Source organism: Collimonas sp. PA-H2 (assembly GCF_002564105.1).
In the GTDB taxonomy this organism is placed as follows: Bacteria; Pseudomonadota; Gammaproteobacteria; order Burkholderiales; family Burkholderiaceae_D; genus Collimonas.
The window spans coordinates 4,927,642-4,945,272 of sequence record NZ_PDBX01000001.1; the positions used below are offsets into that span (position 1 = coordinate 4,927,642).

18 protein-coding genes are annotated in these 17,631 nt (G+C 59.3%); 13 read left to right on the forward strand and 5 right to left on the reverse strand.

All coding sequences use genetic code 11. The features are described from left to right. Positions 1 to 59 precede the first annotated feature (59 nt). Genes BCF11_RS22605 through BCF11_RS22615 form a run of 3 tightly spaced genes read left to right on the forward strand, consistent with a single transcriptional unit; the run spans position 60 to position 2,183 of the window. A complete protein-coding gene (locus tag BCF11_RS22605) occupies positions 60 to 398 on the forward strand; it encodes a hypothetical protein (RefSeq protein WP_098496726.1) in 339 nt (112 codons plus the stop codon). 59 nt (positions 399 to 457) lie between these two features. Next, positions 458 to 1,219: a YdcF family protein gene (locus BCF11_RS22610; RefSeq protein ID WP_098496727.1), complete on the forward strand. Its 762-nt coding sequence runs from the start codon at positions 458 to 460 to the stop codon at positions 1,217 to 1,219. A 49-nt stretch (positions 1,220 to 1,268) separates the two neighbouring features. Continuing rightward, a complete protein-coding gene (locus BCF11_RS22615; protein ID WP_098496728.1) occupies positions 1,269 to 2,183 on the forward strand; it encodes a LysR family transcriptional regulator in 915 nt (304 codons plus the stop codon). A 12-nt stretch (positions 2,184 to 2,195) separates the two neighbouring features. Here the strand turns inward: BCF11_RS22615 and BCF11_RS22620 are convergent, their stop codons facing one another. After that, a complete protein-coding gene (locus tag BCF11_RS22620) occupies positions 2,196 to 2,618 on the reverse strand; it encodes a thioredoxin family protein (RefSeq protein WP_098496729.1) in 423 nt (140 codons plus the stop codon). 80 nt (positions 2,619 to 2,698) lie between these two features. On the opposite strand from BCF11_RS22620, the gene tsaB reads away from it, so the two are divergent. The 5 genes from tsaB (at position 2,699) to BCF11_RS22645 (ending at position 6,699) form a co-directional block, all read left to right on the forward strand. Beyond that, complete coding sequence (gene tsaB / locus BCF11_RS22625; RefSeq protein WP_098496730.1) at positions 2,699 to 3,409, forward strand: tRNA (adenosine(37)-N6)-threonylcarbamoyltransferase complex dimerization subunit type 1 TsaB; 711 nt, start codon at positions 2,699 to 2,701, stop codon at positions 3,407 to 3,409. Then, positions 3,406 to 3,891, forward strand: coding sequence for a ribosomal protein S18-alanine N-acetyltransferase (gene rimI, locus BCF11_RS22630; protein WP_098496731.1), 486 nt, complete (start codon positions 3,406 to 3,408; stop codon positions 3,889 to 3,891). The genes tsaB and rimI overlap by 4 nt, the downstream gene beginning before the upstream one ends. Then, on the forward strand, positions 3,888 to 4,781 hold the full coding sequence (locus BCF11_RS22635) for a uracil-DNA glycosylase family protein (protein ID WP_098496732.1): 894 nt from the start codon (positions 3,888 to 3,890) through the stop codon (positions 4,779 to 4,781). Before rimI ends, BCF11_RS22635 begins: the two co-directional genes overlap by 4 nt. Beyond that, positions 4,762 to 5,748 (forward strand): DUF1853 family protein, encoded by a 987-nt coding sequence (locus tag BCF11_RS22640; protein WP_098496733.1) that lies wholly within the window; start codon positions 4,762 to 4,764, stop codon positions 5,746 to 5,748. The genes BCF11_RS22635 and BCF11_RS22640 overlap by 20 nt, the downstream gene beginning before the upstream one ends. Positions 5,749 to 5,898: 150 nt before the next feature. After that, positions 5,899 to 6,699: a hypothetical protein gene (locus BCF11_RS22645; RefSeq protein ID WP_143751412.1), complete on the forward strand. Its 801-nt coding sequence runs from the start codon at positions 5,899 to 5,901 to the stop codon at positions 6,697 to 6,699. Positions 6,700 to 6,769: 70 nt separating this feature from the next. Here the strand turns inward: BCF11_RS22645 and lplT are convergent, their stop codons facing one another. Continuing rightward, a complete protein-coding gene (gene lplT / locus BCF11_RS22650; protein ID WP_098496735.1) occupies positions 6,770 to 8,032 on the reverse strand; it encodes a lysophospholipid transporter LplT in 1,263 nt (420 codons plus the stop codon). A gap of 185 nt (positions 8,033 to 8,217) precedes the next feature. Here lplT and alr point away from each other — a divergent pair, with 185 nt between their 5' ends. The 4 genes from alr (at position 8,218) to fghA (ending at position 12,787) form a co-directional block, all read left to right on the forward strand. After that, positions 8,218 to 9,294, forward strand: coding sequence for an alanine racemase (alr, locus tag BCF11_RS22655; RefSeq protein ID WP_098496736.1), 1,077 nt, complete (start codon positions 8,218 to 8,220; stop codon positions 9,292 to 9,294). A 99-nt stretch (positions 9,295 to 9,393) separates the two neighbouring features. Further along, complete coding sequence (radA, locus tag BCF11_RS22660) at positions 9,394 to 10,764, forward strand: DNA repair protein RadA (RefSeq protein ID WP_062114656.1); 1,371 nt, start codon at positions 9,394 to 9,396, stop codon at positions 10,762 to 10,764. Positions 10,765 to 10,832: 68 nt separating this feature from the next. Beyond that, positions 10,833 to 11,939 carry an S-(hydroxymethyl)glutathione dehydrogenase/class III alcohol dehydrogenase gene (locus BCF11_RS22665; RefSeq protein ID WP_098496737.1) on the forward strand — a complete coding sequence of 369 codons (1,107 nt, stop codon included), beginning with the start codon at positions 10,833 to 10,835 and terminating at the stop codon, positions 11,937 to 11,939. Beyond that, positions 11,936 to 12,787 (forward strand): S-formylglutathione hydrolase, encoded by an 852-nt coding sequence (fghA, locus tag BCF11_RS22670; protein WP_098496738.1) that lies wholly within the window; start codon positions 11,936 to 11,938, stop codon positions 12,785 to 12,787. Before BCF11_RS22665 ends, fghA begins: the two co-directional genes overlap by 4 nt. A gap of 65 nt (positions 12,788 to 12,852) precedes the next feature. Here fghA and BCF11_RS22675 read toward each other — a convergent pair whose 3' ends face one another. Both BCF11_RS22675 and BCF11_RS22680 read right to left on the reverse strand, forming a co-directional pair. Then, positions 12,853 to 13,575, reverse strand: coding sequence for a TerC family protein (locus tag BCF11_RS22675; RefSeq protein ID WP_369827814.1), 723 nt, complete (start codon positions 13,573 to 13,575; stop codon positions 12,853 to 12,855). Positions 13,576 to 13,890: 315 nt separating this feature from the next. Continuing rightward, positions 13,891 to 14,796, reverse strand: a complete 906-nt coding sequence (locus BCF11_RS22680) for a LysR family transcriptional regulator (protein WP_098496740.1) — start codon at positions 14,794 to 14,796, stop codon at positions 13,891 to 13,893. Positions 14,797 to 15,055: 259 nt separating this feature from the next. Here BCF11_RS22680 and aceB point away from each other — a divergent pair, with 259 nt between their 5' ends. Then, a complete protein-coding gene (aceB, locus tag BCF11_RS22685) occupies positions 15,056 to 16,642 on the forward strand; it encodes a malate synthase A (protein ID WP_098496741.1) in 1,587 nt (528 codons plus the stop codon). Between the two features lie 328 nt (positions 16,643 to 16,970). Here the strand turns inward: aceB and BCF11_RS22690 are convergent, their stop codons facing one another. Further along, on the reverse strand, positions 16,971 to 17,570 hold the full coding sequence (locus tag BCF11_RS22690) for a TetR/AcrR family transcriptional regulator (protein WP_098496742.1): 600 nt from the start codon (positions 17,568 to 17,570) through the stop codon (positions 16,971 to 16,973). Positions 17,571 to 17,631 lie beyond the last annotated feature (61 nt).

Here is a 17,631-nt window from a genome sequence, read left to right on the forward strand (position 1 = left end):
GGATCAACTCGGATTCGCGGTGCAGGGTACAGAACAGGCAGGGAATTGGAGGTTGGTGGATGTCAGCATGGCTTTCGGTAACAAAGGCGGTACTTCCGTATGTAAGCGACATTATTTCGGTGGCGGTGCCGGTATTTACCCGTCGCAAAGGGAATACGGAGGAGAGCCAGATCCAGATTCTGCAGCAGCAGGTGACAGAGTTGCAGGGAGCTTCTTTGCAGAACGTCGGCGACATCAAGGCGCTGGCAGAGCAGCTGAGCGCGGCCTTGCCCATGCTGGAGCGGGAAGTGCGGGCGGTTGACGCCAAACTGGCGCGTGCCGGCCTGTTGTGCGGGGTAAGCATCGGTGTCGCCGTACTGGCATTGGTGGTCAGCTTCATGGCTTTGCTGAGCAAATGAATGGTCTTAGGCATGCCTGAAATTCAAAGATTTTCTTTAGCCGATTTGATGTTTTCCACATGACTTTCATCGTCCTCTTTCTCCTTGTTGCAACTGCCAGTATTCTCACCTTGATTCAATGGCGACGCCTCGGCCGGCTGCTGTATGCGCTGGCGCTGCTGCTGTTTATCGCCATCGGCGTCGGCATCCTGCCGAAATATCTGCTCAGCGATCTGCAAACACCCTATCTGGCATCCGCTGCGGTTGCAGATATGCGATGGGGCGCGCGCAATGCTATCGTCTTGCTGGGCGCCGGCACCGAACCGGCCGGCGACAAGGTTGAGGCTGGCACATTCGCGCATGGCCGCGTGGCCAGGACGGCGGCGTTGTATGCGGCTTGCAGAAAGGCCGCGACGCAATGCGCGGTGATCGTCAGCGGCGGCGATGCGCAGCAGCGCGGCGTTGCTGAAGCAGTCGTCTATGCCGCCTACCTGGAGCAGCTGGGAGTGGACAAGGCCGATCTCATGCTGGAGACGAGCAGTAGGAATACCTGGCAGAATGCGCAGTTCAGCGCGCCTTTGCTAAAGCCCTATGCGGGCGACGTGGTGCTCGTGACATCGGGCATCCATATGCGCCGCAGCCTGCTTTATTTTTCGCACTTTGGCATTGAAGCCAAACCTGTGCGGGCTGACTATCTTGCTGGCAAGGGCAACTGGTTTCCCGTCGCCTATAACTTCTGGGTAACCGACCTGGCGCTCAGCGAGTACATCGGCGTATGGCGCTATCATGCCTATAACCTGCTGGGCTGGAATGCGCCGGCCGTCAAGGCAACGCTTCATTGATACCGCGACGCTCAATCGCCAGGGCAATCAGACAATAAGGAAAATTCAGATGGACCGCTTGCAATCCATGCGCGTATTTGCAAAAGTGGTGGAGCAGGGCAGCTTTGTCGCTGCCGCCCAGGTGCTGGACATGTCGAACGCGGTCGTCACGCGCCTGGTCGCCGATCTTGAAAATCATCTCGGAATCCGCCTGCTACACCGTTCGACCCGCCGCATGGCCTTGACCGAGCCGGGCCAGGCCTACCTGGAGCGGGTGCGCCAGATCCTCGATGAAATCGACGAGGCCGAGGCCGCCGCCTCGGTGCTGTCGACCAATCCTGCCGGCACCTTGCATATCTATTCGCAGATCGGCTTCGGCCAGACCCAGCTGGCGCGCTTGTTGCCGCTGTACTCGAAGCAGTATCCGGATGTCCAGCTGGACGTGACGCTGTCGGACCGCACCGCCGATCTGATCGAAGAAGGTTTCGATGTCGGGATCTTCTCGGTCAACCAGAAGTTCGACGTCAGCATGGTGGCGCGTCAGCTTGGCATCGCTGAAGTACTGCTGTGCGCTTCGCCGGCTTATATTGCCGAGCACGGCGCGCCGCAGACGCCGGAGGATCTGGCGCGGCACGCCTGCCTGAATTTTTCGCTGGAACACTTGCGCCATCACTGGACTTTCCAGTCTGCGGAAGGCACCTCGGTGATCCCGATTGCCAGCAAGGTGATGTCGAATAACACGGAACTGTTGCGCCATTGCCTGCTGGCAGGGATGGGCATCGCCATGCGCAGCTCCTACACGTTGGGCGACGACATGGCGGCGGGCCGGGTAGTGCGGGTGTTGCCGGATCATCAGATCAATAAGGTAGCGGTGCGCCTGGTGTACCCGAGCCGGCGGCTGCTGTCGGCCAAGGTGCGCAGCTTTGTCGACTTCATGATGGCGCAGTTCCCGCATCCGGATTGCGATCCCTGGCTGGTGTCCTGAGCAGGCGGCGCTTCAGCTGTTGGTGAGCCGCCGCAGCAGATTGCCTTCCTGCTGCCAAAGGCGGCGCTCTTCGCTGCTCTGGGCTTCGCTCTGCAATTCTTCCACGCTCTTGCTCATCTGCGCCAGCAGGATGCGCTCGGCCAGGCGCAAATCCATTTCCACCGGGGCCAGGAAAGTCACGACATCGCCACGCTGGATCAGCAAGGTAGGAAAATTATCGATATCCAGATCGCCGACCAGTTCTGCCTGGTCTTCGATATCGATCCAGGCAAACTGCACTTGCGGATGGCGTTGCGCCAGCGCCGTGAAGTTCGCGAAGTATTCCCGGCAACTGCCGCACCAGGCGGCGCACAGGCAAGCCACCACCCAGCCGTCTTCGCTGAGGATATCGGCGAGCTGTGAGTGATTGTGGTGGTCGAGAGTCAGGATCCGCATACGCGGTATTTTACCGTGACTGCGCCTGATTCTGGTTGAATAGCGATCCGGGCCGCGTCCGGCGCGGTAAAATACTGCCCATGCAGACCATTCTTGCCATCGAAACATCTACCGAACTGGCCTCCGCCGCCTTATTGCGCGGCGGCCAGGTGATTACCCGCGAATCGGCGGGCGTTCAAACCCATTCCCTCGCCATCCTGCCGATGGTGCAAAGCTTGCTGGCTGAAGCCGGCATCAGCCTGGCGCAGTGCGACGCGCTGGCGTTCGGCGTCGGTCCCGGTTCGTTCACCGGCGTGCGCACCGCCTGCGGCATCGTCCAGGGCCTGGCGTTCGGCGCCGACCTGCCGGTGCTGCCGGTGGTGACCCTGGCCGCCATGGCGCAGGCCTGCCGCGATCTCAACGGCGCCGACGACGTGCTGGCGGTGCTGGATGCGCGCATGGGCGAGGTCTATTGGGCGCAGTACCGCTTTGCCGACGCTCATTGGCAAGTTATTGTCGAGCCGACCTTGTCGGCGCCGGCAGCCGTGCTGCCGCTGCCTTTGAATCCCGGCGCAAAGGCTTTGCAGGCCTGCGGCAACGGTTTGTCGGCATATGCCGAGGCGTTTGCGGCGGCGCCGTTTGGCGCAGCGAGTTTGCCGGACGTGATGCCGAATGCGCGCCAGATCGCTGCTTTGGGCAGCAGCGCTTTTTCTCAAGGAAAAGGCTTGAATGCGGTAGAAGCCCAGCCCTTGTATTTACGTAACAAAGTCGCACTCACTACCGCCGAGCGCGCGGCCAAGGCGCAGCCATGAACGCCAGCGTGCAACAGTCCCCAGGTTTGCGGCGGCCGCTGGCATTCGCCGAGATGCGTGTCGAAGATCTGGATGAAGTGGTCGCGATCGAAAAGAGCGTGTATTCCCATCCATGGACCCATGGCAATTTTGTCGATTCGATCCAGAGCGGCTACCAATGCTGGGTGCTGCGTGATGCCGGCGGCGTCTTGCTGGGGTATTTTTTCATGATGGCGGCGCTGGACGAAGCGCATTTGCTGAATATCAGCGTGCACGGCGACATGCACCGGCGCGGCATCGGCAAAATGATGCTGGATAAGGTATGCATCCTGGCGCATCAGCAGCAGATGCAGTCGGTGCTGCTTGAAGTGCGGCCATCGAATACGCGCGCGATCGAGATTTATCAGCGCTATGGTTTCGCCGAGATCGGCCGCCGCCGCGACTATTATCCGGCCGCCGACGACAAGCGCGAAGAAGCCATCGTCATGAGGCTGCCCTTATGAGCGAAATGACCCGGCGCAGCGTTTTCCTTGATGAAATCGGCTTGGGGCCGATCTGGCTGCGGCGTGAGGGTGTTGTTGCCTTGTTCGAGGATGCGCCAGAATCGATCGATGTTGCGCAGCAGGAGAATATGGCTGCGGAGATTCCAGTTTCTGCGATGAACGACCCGGCTCCGCAAGTCGACATCGCAGCTGCGCCGGCGACGAATGCCGTGCCAGTGCAGGACGCATCCCGCTCGGCCTGGAATGACGATGACGTCGTCGTCTCTGTACCGCCAGCGCTGGCGCCGGCTGTCTCGCTACAGTCGCCGATGGCGATGGACTGGCCGCAGCTGCAGAAAGCCGTCGCGGCATGTACTGCATGCGGATTGTGCCGCGGACGCAAGAATACCGTGTTCGGCGTCGGCGACAGCAAGGCCAGATGGCTGTTCATCGGCGAAGGTCCGGGACGCAACGAGGATATCCAGGGCGAACCGTTTGTCGGCCCGGCCGGCAAGCTGCTCGATAATATCCTGCTGGCGATGGGCTTGGCGCGCGGCGCAAACGCCTACATCGCCAACATCGTCAAATGCCGTCCGACCGATGAAAATGGCCGCGACCGGCCGCCTGCCGCCGATGAAGTTGCGGCCTGCCTGCCGTATCTGCAGCGCCAGATCGAACTGATCCAGCCCACCGTGCTGGTGGCGCTGGGCAAGACCGCTGCCTTGTCCCTGCTCGGACTGGATCCGTCCACGCCGGTTTCCAAACTGCGCGGCAGCGTCCATCGTTATGCCGATCGGCCTCTGATAGTGACCTATCACCCGGCCTACCTGCTGCGGCAGCTGGCAGACAAGGGCAAGGTCTGGAGCGACCTGTGCCTGGCCATGAGCACCTATGCCGACATTCCGGAATGAAGCCGCAGGGCTTGCGGCGCTGACGCCTGGCGGCACTTGCCAGGAACAGTTTCACCGCCGCTGGAATCACTTGCGCGATCCGCACGTCCGGGCGCTGGCATGGCTGCTGGATGCTCCGGACCTGCTCGATCCGCAGGCGCCGCAATGGCAGGGCCGGATCGCCACCTATGTCGATGCGGATCTGGCGACATGGCTCAATGAGCTGGATCAGCAGCCGCAAAAACTCCAGGATTTGCATGGATATATAGGCAGCTTGCCGTCGACCCGCCTCGGCCTGTATGCGGAAAAACTGCTGGCGTTCTATTTCGAACGGCGGCAACTGCTGGTGGCGCACAGCGTGCAGGTGCGGGCCAGCAAGAACGATACGGTCGGCGAATTCGATTTCCTGCTGCGCCTCAATGGCGGCCTGGTCCACTGGGAGTTCGCCAGCAAGTTCTATTTGCTGGAAACCAGCGGCGTCAGCCTGCAGGCGGACGATTTTATCGGCCGCGACATGGCGGATTCGCTGGGGTCGAAAATGCAGAAGCTTTTGCAGCACCAGCTGGCTTTGTCGCAGCATCCTGCAGCCCAGGCGCATCTGAGCGAAGCGGTTATGTCGGCGCAGGTATTGATGAAAGGCTGGCTCTTTTACCAGGACCAGCGGCAGCCGGCTACCGTTCCCGGCGTATCCGCAAATGCCTGCCGTGGATATTGGAGCGCCTGGCCCGATTTGCAGCTGGATGAGACCGCCGGATACTATCTCTTGCCCCGCCAGCGCTGGCTGGCTCCGGCCAAGGTGGCGTCTGAAGATGTGCGAAGCGCGGCGCAAATGCAATTGGCGTTGTCGGAATATTTTGCCGGCGATGCCTCGCCAGTGCTATTGGTCACTTTACGTCCCGAGGGCGAATTTGGCCTGGAAACCGATCGCGGTTTCGTAGTGCCATCCGACTGGGCGGCGCGTGCGGCTGTCCGGCGCTATCGGCGTTAGCGATTTATTTGTTCAGCCTGACAGGCGAAGAGTTCTCCTCGTTAAGAATTTCTTTCCAGGCAATGTTGTTCCCGGCATAATGCGAATGTAACTTAATATGTCAAAATCGTTGCGTCAATAATAAGGGAACACATGGGGAAGTTGGTAATAATGACAACAGCACTGCTTGGTGCTTTTTTTTCGTCTGCCGCTCAAGCGGAGGACATCATTTCTCGTTTTACCGTTCGCGATCAGGGGCAGTTTGCCGTTGACGGCAGCTTGTCGGGCAGCCGCAGTAATTCTTCTTACAGTAGCCGTTATGCCCCAGGATATTCAGCGGAACAGCATGATTACGAAAGCAGGGCAATTCTTGGTGGAAATATCGGACTGGGCTATGGCATCGAATTGTTTGCCGATCTTCCTTATGTCCTAAGCAATCATGTTGGACTACGTTATACCTATGCGGGTAATAGTGCTTCCCGCGACTTTGAAGGTGACAAGGGCTTCAGCGATGCGACTTTCGGTCTGAAATATCGCGCTTTTAAAAGCGCTGACGGTAGCGATGAAGTGCTGCTCAGGGCCTCTGTCTTGCATCACAGCGGTTCGTCGGGATTTGTCAATGCTGACGCAAGCTACCTGCATATATTTACTCCGGCAATCAAGACAGCTTTTTCGCTGAATTTTGAAAAAGTGCAAGGAGGGCCTGATAGCGCTGGACTGGGTGCTTATCTCATGTGGCAGGCATCGCCGCAAATCACCTTCGTGCCGTATGTCCGCGCCAGTCGTATCGACGGATATCAGGGGCTTTCCAGCTATAACACGATAGCTGGCGGCGCGCAGCTGCGCTATACGCCGGTTAAAGGCTGGAATATCACGCCCGGCCTGAGCGGAACCCATACCGGCAAGCGTAGCAGCTATGTCGGTACTTGGAATTCCCTCGGTGCATCGCTGACTGTACAGAAGGAGTTTTAATCGTACTGGCGATGCCGCACGATTAAAAAAGCGGGCTTGCCCGCTTTTTTTTTGCCGTACAGCTATTTGGCTAATGCTTGACTTCGCCAATCAAGGCCAGCGAATCATGCTCGCGCTGGTTGGCGGCATGCTTGCGCATGATGAGCAGCATGATGCAGGCCACAAACGAGCCGAACATCAGGATGACGATATTCACGTCCAGATCGATCTTGATCATCAGGGCGTACAGCACCAGCATGGTCAGCACGGACAGGTTCTCATTGAAATTCTGCACCGCGATCGAATGGCCGGCGCTCATCAGCACGTGGCCGCGATGTTGCAATAGCGCATTCATTGGCACCACGAAATAGCCTGAAAGGGCGCCGATGATGATCAGCAGCGGGTAGGCCACCCAGATCGAGTGCACCACGGTCATGGCCATCACGACTATGCCCATTACGATACCCATGGGCATCACCGTCAGCGATTTTTTCAAGGGAATCATGCGCGCCGCGGCGCCGGCGCCGATGGCTACCCCAAACGCCACCACGCCTTGCAGGATGGCGGCCTTGTCGAGCGGCATGCCGAGCGACTTTTCCGCCCATTTCAAGACAATGAACTGCAGGGTGGCGCCGGCGCCCCAGAACAGGGTGGTGACGGCCAGCGAGATTTGTCCCAGCTTGTCTTTCCACAGGATCGCGCAGCAGTTGGCGAAGTCGGCGATCAGTTTGCTCGGCCTGTGTTGCTGGTGCGGGTAGCGGGCGCCGGTGTCGGGGATCTTCAGGTTGAAGATGGTGGCGATTACATACAGCGCGCCGATCACCATCAGTGCGGCGTGGGTAGGGGTGTTCAGGTGCCAGTTGATGATGGGTATGTGCCACTGCAGCAGTATCGAGACTACGTGCGGGCTGACCAGGGCGCCGCCGAGGACCGTGCCGAGGATGATGGAAGCCATGGTCAGGCCTTCGATCCAGCCGTTGGCGGCAACTAGTTTCTCTGCGGGCAATAATTCTGTCAGGATACCGTACTTGGCCGGCGAATATGCCGCCGCGCCGAAGCCGACGACTGCATAGGCAATCAATGGATGGACATCGGCGAACATCATCAGGCAGCCGGCGATCTTGATCATGTTGGTGATGAACATGACTTTGCCTTTTGGCAAAGAATCGGCAAAAGCGCCGACAAAAGCGGCTAACAGCACGTAAGACAGGACAAAAAACAACTTCAGTAAGGGTGTCATCCAGTCCGGCGAGGACATTTCCGCCAGTAAGGCGATGGCCGCTATAAGTAGGGCGTTATCGGCTAGCGAAGAAAAAAACTGCGCTGCCATGATGGTGTAAAAACCGCGATTCATCCGCATCCCAGAATGTAACAATGTGTCCCCGGCCTGCTTTATACCATGAAAATATGACCGGTCCGTGATTATGACGGATGCAAAAGGCAAAACGTTCAGGCGAATTATTGGGAAATTGCCAATCCTTTGTCGCACTTGCTTCCGGTAAAATAGAGCTCTACGAATCCTCAACATTTCTGCCATTCATGCCCAGACCCCTCGTTGCCTCGATAGATATTTCTGCGTTGCGTCACAACCTGCGTATTGCCAAATCGCATGCCCCGCTGGCGAAAATCTGGGCGGTGGTCAAGGCCAATGCCTACGGCCATGGCCTGGAGCGCGCCATGCGCGGTTTCGCCGAAGCCGATGGACTGGCCCTGATCGAACCCGAAAACGCTTTGCGTTTGCGCGAACTGGGCTGGCAAAAGCCGATTCTGTTGCTTGAGGGTATTTTTGATGCGGCCGATCTGGAAACCGCGGTGCAGGCCGGCCTCGAATTCGCTGTGCATTCCCCGGACCAGATCCTGCTGCTGGAGCGCGCTGCCTTGAAAGGGCCGCTCGACGTCCACCTGAAAATGAATAGCGGCATGAACCGGCTGGGTTTCAAGTCCGAGCCCTACCGTGCTGCCTATCAGCGGCTACGGGCGATTCCCGCTGTCCGCAAGATCACCTTGATGACGCATTTCGCCAATGCCGACGACCCACTCAATCCTGGCTTGCCATTGCAGCAACAAGTGCAGCTGTTCGAGCAGGGCACGGCCGGCATCGAGGAAGAGCGCAGCATCGCCAACTCTGCCGCGGACCTGATGCATCCTGAACTGAAGTCGGACTGGGTGCGGCCAGGCATCATGCTGTACGGCGCCAGCCCCGGCGGCGCCAGCGCCGAGCAGTTCGGCCTGAAGCCAGCGATGACGCTGACCAGCAAGATCATCGGCATCCAGCGCATAAGCGCAGGCGAGGCGATAGGCTATGGCAGCCGTTTTGTCGCCGCCGCGCCGATGATCGTCGGTGCAGTTGCATGTGGCTACGCCGACGGTTATCCGCGTCACGCCCCCAACGGCACGCCGGTGCTGGTCGATGGTGTCCGCACCGTCACTGTCGGCCGGGTGTCGATGGACATGTTCTCGGTCGACCTGAGCAACGTGCCCGGCGCGGCGGTCGGCAGCAACGTGACCTTGTGGGGCGCCGGCTTGCCTATAGATGAAGTGGCCCATGCTGCCGGCACGATAGGCTATGAATTGATGTGTGCATTGGCCGCGCGGGTTAAAGTGGTGGAGTCTTGACTGCGTGGCAATAAAAAGCGTCCACAAAAATCGAAAAATGCGTCGGCAAATAAGCGGACAAATCAGTTATGCATGCACCTTATGAAACTATAGAAGCGAATGGCCAAAGCTAAAACCAACTACACCTGTACCGAATGCGGCGGCGTCGCCAATAAATGGACTGGCCAGTGCCCCTCGTGCGGGCAATGGAACACATTGGTGGAAACCATTGTGGAAGCAGTCGGCAACCGTTTTTCAAATCAGCACCAGGGCTTGGCGCAGACCGCGCCGGTGATGACCCTGGCGGATATCGAGGCGATCGACGTGCCGCGCTTCGGCACCGGCATCGAGGAATTCGACCGCGTGCTGGGCGGCGGTCTGGTGGCCGGCGGCGTGGTGCTGATCGGCGGCGATCCGGGCATCGGCAAATCGACCTTGCTGCTGCAGGCGCTGGCCAACCTCTCCAAAATCAAGAAGGTGCTGTACGTCAGCGGCGAAGAATCGGGCGCGCAGATCGCCTTGCGCGCCAAGCGCCTGGCGGTGGATGCCGGCGACCTGCGGCTGCAGGCGGAAATCCAGCTGGAAAAAATCCTCAACACGCTGGTCGAGCACAAGCCGGAAGTGGCGGTGATCGACTCGATCCAGACCGTGTATTCCGACGCTCTCAGTTCCGCTCCCGGTTCAGTGGCGCAGGTGCGCGAATGCGCGGCGCAGCTGACGCGGGTCGCCAAGCAGTCCGGCATCACCATCATCATGGTCGGCCATGTCACCAAGGAAGGTGCGCTGGCGGGGCCGCGCGTGCTGGAGCATATCGTCGATACGGTGCTGTATTTCGAAGGCGACACCCATTCCAGTTTCCGCCTGGTGCGGGCGTTCAAGAACCGCTTCGGCGCCGTCAATGAACTTGGCGTGTTCGCCATGACCGAAAAAGGCTTGAAGGGTGTGTCGAATCCGTCGGCGCTGTTCCTGTCGCAGCATGACAGCCAGGTGCCGGGCTCCTGCGTGATGGTGACACAGGAAGGCACGCGCCCCTTGCTGGTGGAAATCCAGGCGCTGGTCGACGCCTCGCACGTGCCGAACGCGCGGCGTTTGTCGGTGGGGCTGGAACAGAACCGCCTGGCGATGCTGCTGGCGGTGCTGCACCGGCATGCCGGCATTGCCGCCTTCGACCAGGATGTGTTCATCAACGCCGTCGGCGGCGTCAAGATCACCGAACCGGCCGCCGATCTGGCGGTGCTGCTGGCGATCAATTCCTCCATGCGCAACCGGCCGCTGCCGCGCGGGCTGGTGGTGTTCGGCGAAGTCGGCCTGGCCGGCGAGATCCGGCCGGCGCCGCGCGGCCAGGAGCGTTTGCGCGAAGCCGCCAAGCTGGGCTTTTCGATCGCCATGATTCCCAAGGCGAATATGCCGAAACAAGAGATTGAAGGCTTGAAAGTGATTGGCGTCGAACGCATCGATGACGCCTTGAGCAAGATACGCGACGCTGAATAAACGGCAAGCTTGCCATTTTTAGCGAATAATCCTGTAGTCCCCAATACATTCTGGCAAAGGTCAATCAAATGAAAACCAAAGCAGCTATCGCATGGAAAGCCGGTCAGCCACTGACCATCGAGGAAGTCGAACTGGGCGGCCCGCGCGCCGGCGAAGTGCTGGTGGAGATCAAAGCCACCGGGATTTGCCACACCGATTACTACACCCTGTCCGGCGCCGATCCAGAAGGCATTTTCCCATCTATCCTGGGCCATGAGGGCGCGGGCGTGGTGGTCGATGTCGGTCCTGACGTCAAGAGCCTGAAAAAGAACGATCATGTGATCCCGCTCTACACGCCGGAATGCCGCCAGTGCAAATTCTGCCTGTCGCAGAAAACCAATCTGTGCCAGTCGATCCGCTCGACCCAGGGCCGCGGCCTGATGCCGGACGCCACCAGCCGCTTTTCCATCGACGGCAAGCCGATCTATCACTACATGGGCACCTCGACCTTTTCCAACTACATCGTGGTACCGGAAATCGCCTTGGCCAAGATCCGCGAAGATGCGCCGTTCGATAAGGTTTGCTATATCGGCTGCGGCGTCACCACCGGCGTCGGCGCGGTGCTGTTCACCGCCAAGGTGGAGGCGGGTGCGAATGTGGTGGTGTTCGGCCTCGGCGGCATCGGCCTCAACGTGATCCAGGCGGCGCGCATGGTGGGCGCCGACAAGATCATCGGCGTCGACATCAATCCGGCGCGCGAAGCGATGGCGCGCAAGTTCGGCATGACCCATTTTATCAACGCCAAGGAAGTGGAAAACGTGGTGGACGCCATCGTCGGCCTGACCGACGGCGGCGCCGACTACAGCTTCGAGTGCATCGGCAACACGACTACCATGCGGCAGGCGCTGGAGTGCTGCCACAAGGGCTGGGGCCAGTCGATCGTGATCGGCGTCGCCGCCGCCGGCCAGGAAATCAGCACCCGGCCATTCCAGCTGGTGACCGGCCGGGTCTGGAAGGGCTCGGCTTTCGGCGGCGCCCGCGGCCGTACCGACGTGCCGAAAATCGTCGACTGGTATATGGATGGCAAGCTGAATATCGACGACCTGATCACGCACCGTTTGCCGCTGGAGCGCATCAATGAAGGCTTCGACCTGATGAAAAGCGGCGAGTCGATTCGTTCGGTGGTGATCTACTGATGGAAATCATCAGCGAGCACGCCTGTTTCGGCGGTATGCAGGGCTTTTACCGCCATCAGTCGGCCGAGATCGGCTTGCCTATGCGCTTTTCCGTCTTCCAGCCGCCGCAGGCCAGGCTGGGGCCGGTACCGCTGCTGTTTTTCCTGGCAGGGCTGACCTGTACTGAAGAGACTTTCATGATCAAAGCCGGGGCGCAGCGCTATGCAGCGCAGCACGGCATCATGCTGGTGGCGCCGGACACCAGCCCGCGCGACACCGGCATAGACGGCGTGGGCGACAGCTGGGATTTCGGCAATGGCGCCGGCTTCTATCTGGACGCGACGCAGGCGCCGTGGGCGCAGCATTTTAAGATGTACTCCTATATATTGCATGAGCTGCGGCAAACCGTGATTCAGGAGTTTCCAGCGCAAGCCGGCAATATCGGCGTCTTTGGCCACTCGATGGGCGGCCATGGCGCACTGGTGCTGGCCTTGCGCAATCCGGATGTGTTTCGCTCAGTGTCGGCATTTGCGCCGATTGCTGCGCCCAGCCAATGTCCGTGGGGGAAAAAGGCATTCGGCAATTATCTAGGGGCGGACCAGGCCGGCTGGCGCGACTATGATGCGACGCAGCTGATGCTGGGTTTGCAGCGGCCGTTTCCGCAAGAGATATTGATCGACCAGGGCCTGGGGGACAAATTCCTGGCCGAGCAACTACTGCCGGAACAGTTTGAAGCAGCCTGCGCGCAGGCGGGGCAGCGCCTGATGCTCCGCCGTCATGCAGGGTACGACCACGGTTACTACTTCATCTCGACCTTGATCGAGGATCATCTGGCTTTCCACCAGCGGATACTGTCGGCAGATTCCTGAACCGAAAAAAATCCCGCCTGGCGCTCAGGCGGGATTTTCAAATCGTACTTCTCAATTCCAGGATTTTACTCAGTGACCTTGACGCCGTCACGCCGCTTGGAAACCATCCAGCCGCCGCCCAGCACCACCACAAAGCCCAGTACGTAAGCTGCATAGTTCAGGCCGGGCAGGCTGTCCCAGAACGGTTGCAAGACCGGTTCTGTAACGATCATGTGTATCGCGGTGTAGACCAGGATCGCGGCGCCGATGAAGATCGTCAGCGGGAAGCGTTCGATCAGCTTCAGCGCAAGGGTCGAACCCCAGACCATGATAGGCACGGAAATCAGCAGGCCGATGATCACCAGCGCCATGCTGCCTTTGGCTGCGCCGGCGACGCCCAGGACATTGTCGATGCCCATGACGGTGTCGGCGATGATGATGGTTTTCAATGCGGCCGCCATGGTGGTGGCTTTCACGCCATGCGCTTCGCCGTCATCCGACTGCGTCAGCAGGCGGTAGGCGATCCACAGCAAGGCCAGTCCGCCGACCAGCAGCAGGCCGGGTATCTTGAGCAGCCAGACCACGCCGATAGTCATCAGCACACGCATGACGACCGCACCCGCAGTACCCCAGATGATGGCTTTGCGGCGCAGGTGGTCGGGCAGGCTGCGCGCCGCCATCGCGATCACGATGGCGTTGTCGCCGGCCAGCACTAGGTCGATCACGACGATGGCGGCGAGTGCGGCGAAGAAGGCGCCGACATTCCAGTCCGCCATGCCCAGCATTGAAAATAAACCAGAAAAATCCATAAAGTAGTCTCCAACAGGGTTAGCAAATAACCTCAAGCATGGATAACAACAGGAGTGGCGGGAAGTAAACGCGACACATTGCCTGCATGGAATCCATGCTGACAAAGGTCTTGCTCAACAGCGCTGCTGCCAAGGTAACCGGGCGCAGGCGTTGTGCCTGTTCCGTGATGACGACTACCTTGCAGAACATTGAGCAGCGAATAAGACGCCGTACCAATGTTCAGGAGCTACTCCCCTTTGAGAGGGTGTTGCACGCAGAATGCCGTGCAACTGGGCGCTATTGTACATCGGCAAAGAAAAAAATGGCAAGGACAGTCAGCCGTGGCGCCAATATTCGGGCTGGGCATAGGCGCGCCGCAAGAAATCGACAAATACCCGGATCCGCAAAGGCAAATGCCGTCGTTGCGCGAAAACGGCATAGATATCGTTGCCCGGTGCGGCGAATTCATCCAGCACCGTCACCAGCTTGCCGGATTCGATCTCGCTGCCGACTTCCCACATCGAGCGCCAGGCCAATCCTTTGCCGGCCAGCGCCCAGTCGTGCAGCACCTGGCCGTCGTTGCAGACCATGTTGCCGGCTACCCTGACGGTGACGATCTTGCCGTTCTGGCGGAAGCTCCAGCCGCGCTGGCTGCCTTCGCTGCTGATCGCCAGGCAGTTGTGCTTTTGCAGGTCGTCCACGGTGAGCGGCTTGCCGTGCCGTTTGATATAGGCGGGCGAGGCCACCACGATACGCTTGTTGTCCGCCAGCTTGGCGCCGATCAGGGAGGAGTCGGACAAGGAGGCGATGCGGATGGCGACGTCGATGCCTTCGCCGATCAGGTCGACCACGCGGTCATTGAGGTTGAGGGTCAGGGTGACGTCGCGGTGTTCGGTCAGGAAGGAGGGCATCAGCGGCGCCACATGCTGGCGTCCGAAGCCGGCCGGCGCCGATATCAGCAAATGGCCGCTGGCGTGGGCGCTGCGCTCCGACACCGCCGATTCGGCGTTTTCCAGGTCCGACAGGATGCGCTGGCAATCCTCGAGGAAGGCTTCGCCTTCGTTGGTCAGCGCGATCTTGCGCGTGGTGCGTTGCAAAAGTTTGACACCGAGGCGTTCCTCTAATGCATCCAGCCGCCTTCCTATCATGGCCGGGGCAATCCCCTCGGCGCGCGCGGCGGCTGACAGGCTGCCTTTGGCGGCCACCTCGACGAAGGTAGAAATCTGCTTGAATTGATCCATTGCGTTGATCTACTGCTGCCGCCTCGGGTTTGTGGAAAGGGAGCTGTGGTAAGCTCACTTGTGACTAAAACGCATAGATCAAATGATAATTCGTTCAACCTATGATGATTTAGTTTAAATATACTATATAGCGTAAAAATTAGATAATGCCATTCGGGTTTATGCATAGCCGACATGGTAAAAAGCGGAATGTAGCACTGCACCATGGTGCATGCTGTAGAAGACACTGATCAATTCATAGAACAAACAGGAGTAGAGCATGACGCAACTGACACTGCCCGCAGGAATGGAAATCAACGGCGCGATTGAAGCCGGCTACGCAGAAATTTTGACGCCTGAGGCGCTGGCCCTGGTCGCCAAGCTGAGCCGCGCTTTCGAAGTGCGCCGCCAGGAATTGCTGGCAGTGCGGGTCGAGCGCGCCAAGCGCCTGGACGCCGGCGAGCGCCCGGATTTCCTGCCTGAAACCGCACATATCCGCAACGGCGACTGGAAGATCGCGACTATCCCGGCCGCACTGGAATGCCGCCGCGTCGAAATCACCGGCCCGGTCGAGCGCAAGATGGTGATCAACGCCTTCAACTCCGGCGCTGACAGCTACATGACCGACTTCGAGGATTCCAACTCGCCGGTCTGGGACAACCAGATCACCGGCCAGATCAACCTGCGCGACGCCATCCGCAAAACCATTTCCCTGGAACAGAACGGCAAGTCCTACAAGCTGAACGACAAGGTCGCCACCCTGGTGGTGCGTCCGCGCGGCTGGCACCTGGATGAGAAGCACGTGCTGGTCGACGGCAAGCGCATTTCCGGCGGCATCTTCGACTTCGCCCTGTTTATGTTCCACAACGCCAAGGAACAGCTGGCGCGCGGCGCCGGTCCTTACTTTTACCTGCCGAAGATGGAATCGCATCTGGAAGCGCGCCTGTGGAACGACATCTTCGTGATGACGCAAAACGAACTCGGCCTGCCGCAAGGCACTATCAAGGCCACCGTGCTGATCGAAACCATCCTGGCCGCTTTCGAGATGGATGAGATCCTGTACGAGCTGCGTGAGCACAGCTCAGGCCTGAACGCCGGCCGCTGGGATTACATTTTCTCTTGCATCAAGAAGTTCAAGCTGGACAAGGATTTCTGCCTGGCCGACCGCGCCAAGGTCACCATGACCGCGCCATTCATGCGTTCCTACGCCTTGTTGCTGCTGAAGACCTGCCACAAGCGTAATGCACCGGCAATCGGCGGCATGGCTGCGCTGATCCCGATCAAGAACGATCCGGCCAAGAACGAGATCGCCATGGGCGGCGTGCGCACCGACAAGGCGCGCGATGCTACCGATGGCTACGACGGCGGCTGGGTTGCCCATCCAGGTCTGGTCGAGCTGGCCATGACCGAGTTCACCAAGGTATTGGGCGACAAGCCGAACCAGATCAGCAAGCAGCGTGAAGACGTCAACGTCAGCGCCGCCGATCTGCTCGATTTCAAGCCGGAAGCGCCGATCACCGAAGCCGGCCTGCGCTACAACATCAATGTCGGCATCCATTACCTCGGCGCCTGGCTGGCCGGCAATGGTTGCGTGCCTATCCACAACCTGATGGAAGATGCCGCCACCGCGGAAATCAGCCGTGCGCAAGTGTGGCAATGGATACGCTCGACCAAGGGTGTGCTGGAAGACGGCAAGAAGGTGACTGCAGAGATGGTGGTCGCGATGATTCCGGAAGAGCTGGCCAAGGTCAAGGCGCTGGTCGGCGATGGCGCTACCTACGACCGCGCCGCCAAGATCTTTGAAGAAATGTCGACATCGGCTTCGTTTGCCGAGTTCCTGACGCTGCCGCTGTACGAGGAAATTTAAGTCTGGCTGGCGGCGCATGCGCCGCATGCTCGCACAGAGATAAAAAGGCCGGTCGAAAGACCTAATGTTGTTCAGTTAGGACAGAACGACATGGCGTAGGGTGGGCACTCCGTGCCCACGCAGTATCGTGGATATTCGTGTCCCTGACATTCGTGCCCCGGCTACGCGCCCCGACCCGTCCGCGTGGGCACGGAGTGCCCACCCTACGAGCTCCGCAAATAAAAATGCCGTTCAGTCTTGACTGAACGGCATTACGATCGAAAGATGGGCTTTTTTATGCTCGCTTGCAGTTGAATTGAAACCACCGCCGGAGCCAGCCCGGTGCTATTTAAATCGCATAGATGCGCATGAAGGCATCTATGGCGCGCTCGGTGGACCCCTTGATCTGCTCCGGCGTCGCCGCCGTCACCACGCCCAGCATCCGCATTTCCATCCATTCGGTTTCCACCAGCCCGCGCAATTGCAGGGCCGCCACCCAGGCGTCGGCCTTGCGCAACTGCTGCTTGTCCATTGCCTTCTTCAGGAAATCGGCCACCCGAGTCCAGCCCAGCTTCGGGCCGCGTTCATACAGCATCTTGCCGATATCCCAGCGTTCGGCGTGGGACAGCACCAGGCGTTTGACCGACACCACTTCCGGCATCAGGATCACTTGCAGGTACTTGGCGCCCAGGCGTTGCAGGGTCAGGCGCAGATCGTCGCTCTCGACCAGCTGCTCGAATACCGCTTCATAGTGCTGGCCGATCTGCTGGCGCATGGTTTCGACAAAGATTTCTTCTTTTGACGAAAAGTAGTTGTACAAGGTTGCCTTCGATCCTCCCAGGCGCGCCGATATTTCCGACATCGATGCTCGTTCAAATCCTATTTCATTAAAGATTGTTGCCGCGACATCGATGATGGCCTGTCGTCGTTCCTCGCTTTTCTTGCGCATGTGTCAATTTTTCCTGTTTTACGGCATCGAAACCGCCGTATCTGTGCGTTGCTTTTTGGGC

Bases quoted from the DNA above. Each gene is read 5' to 3' on its own strand.
- BCF11_RS22605 (WP_098496726.1), top strand. From the start codon at position 60: ATGTCAGCATGGCTTTCGGTAACAAAGGCGGTACTTCCGTATGTAAGC.
- BCF11_RS22610 (WP_098496727.1), top strand. From the start codon at position 458: ATGACTTTCATCGTCCTCTTTCTCCTTGTTGCAACTGCCAGTATTCTC.
- BCF11_RS22615 (WP_098496728.1), top strand. From the start codon at position 1,269: ATGGACCGCTTGCAATCCATGCGCGTATTTGCAAAAGTGGTGGAGCAG.
- BCF11_RS22620 (WP_098496729.1), bottom strand. From the start codon at position 2,618: ATGCGGATCCTGACTCTCGACCACCACAATCACTCACAGCTCGCCGAT.
- tsaB (WP_098496730.1), top strand. From the start codon at position 2,699: ATGCAGACCATTCTTGCCATCGAAACATCTACCGAACTGGCCTCCGCC.
- rimI (WP_098496731.1), top strand. From the start codon at position 3,406: ATGAACGCCAGCGTGCAACAGTCCCCAGGTTTGCGGCGGCCGCTGGCA.
- BCF11_RS22635 (WP_098496732.1), top strand. From the start codon at position 3,888: ATGAGCGAAATGACCCGGCGCAGCGTTTTCCTTGATGAAATCGGCTTG.
- BCF11_RS22640 (WP_098496733.1), top strand. From the start codon at position 4,762: ATGCCGACATTCCGGAATGAAGCCGCAGGGCTTGCGGCGCTGACGCCT.
- BCF11_RS22645 (WP_143751412.1), top strand. From the start codon at position 5,899: ATGACAACAGCACTGCTTGGTGCTTTTTTTTCGTCTGCCGCTCAAGCG.
- lplT (WP_098496735.1), bottom strand. From the start codon at position 8,032: ATGAATCGCGGTTTTTACACCATCATGGCAGCGCAGTTTTTTTCTTCG.
- alr (WP_098496736.1), top strand. From the start codon at position 8,218: ATGCCCAGACCCCTCGTTGCCTCGATAGATATTTCTGCGTTGCGTCAC.
- radA (WP_062114656.1), top strand. From the start codon at position 9,394: ATGGCCAAAGCTAAAACCAACTACACCTGTACCGAATGCGGCGGCGTC.
- BCF11_RS22665 (WP_098496737.1), top strand. From the start codon at position 10,833: ATGAAAACCAAAGCAGCTATCGCATGGAAAGCCGGTCAGCCACTGACC.
- BCF11_RS22675 (WP_369827814.1), bottom strand. From the start codon at position 13,575: ATGGATTTTTCTGGTTTATTTTCAATGCTGGGCATGGCGGACTGGAAT.
- BCF11_RS22680 (WP_098496740.1), bottom strand. From the start codon at position 14,796: ATGGATCAATTCAAGCAGATTTCTACCTTCGTCGAGGTGGCCGCCAAA.
- aceB (WP_098496741.1), top strand. From the start codon at position 15,056: ATGACGCAACTGACACTGCCCGCAGGAATGGAAATCAACGGCGCGATT.
- BCF11_RS22690 (WP_098496742.1), bottom strand. From the start codon at position 17,570: ATGCGCAAGAAAAGCGAGGAACGACGACAGGCCATCATCGATGTCGCG.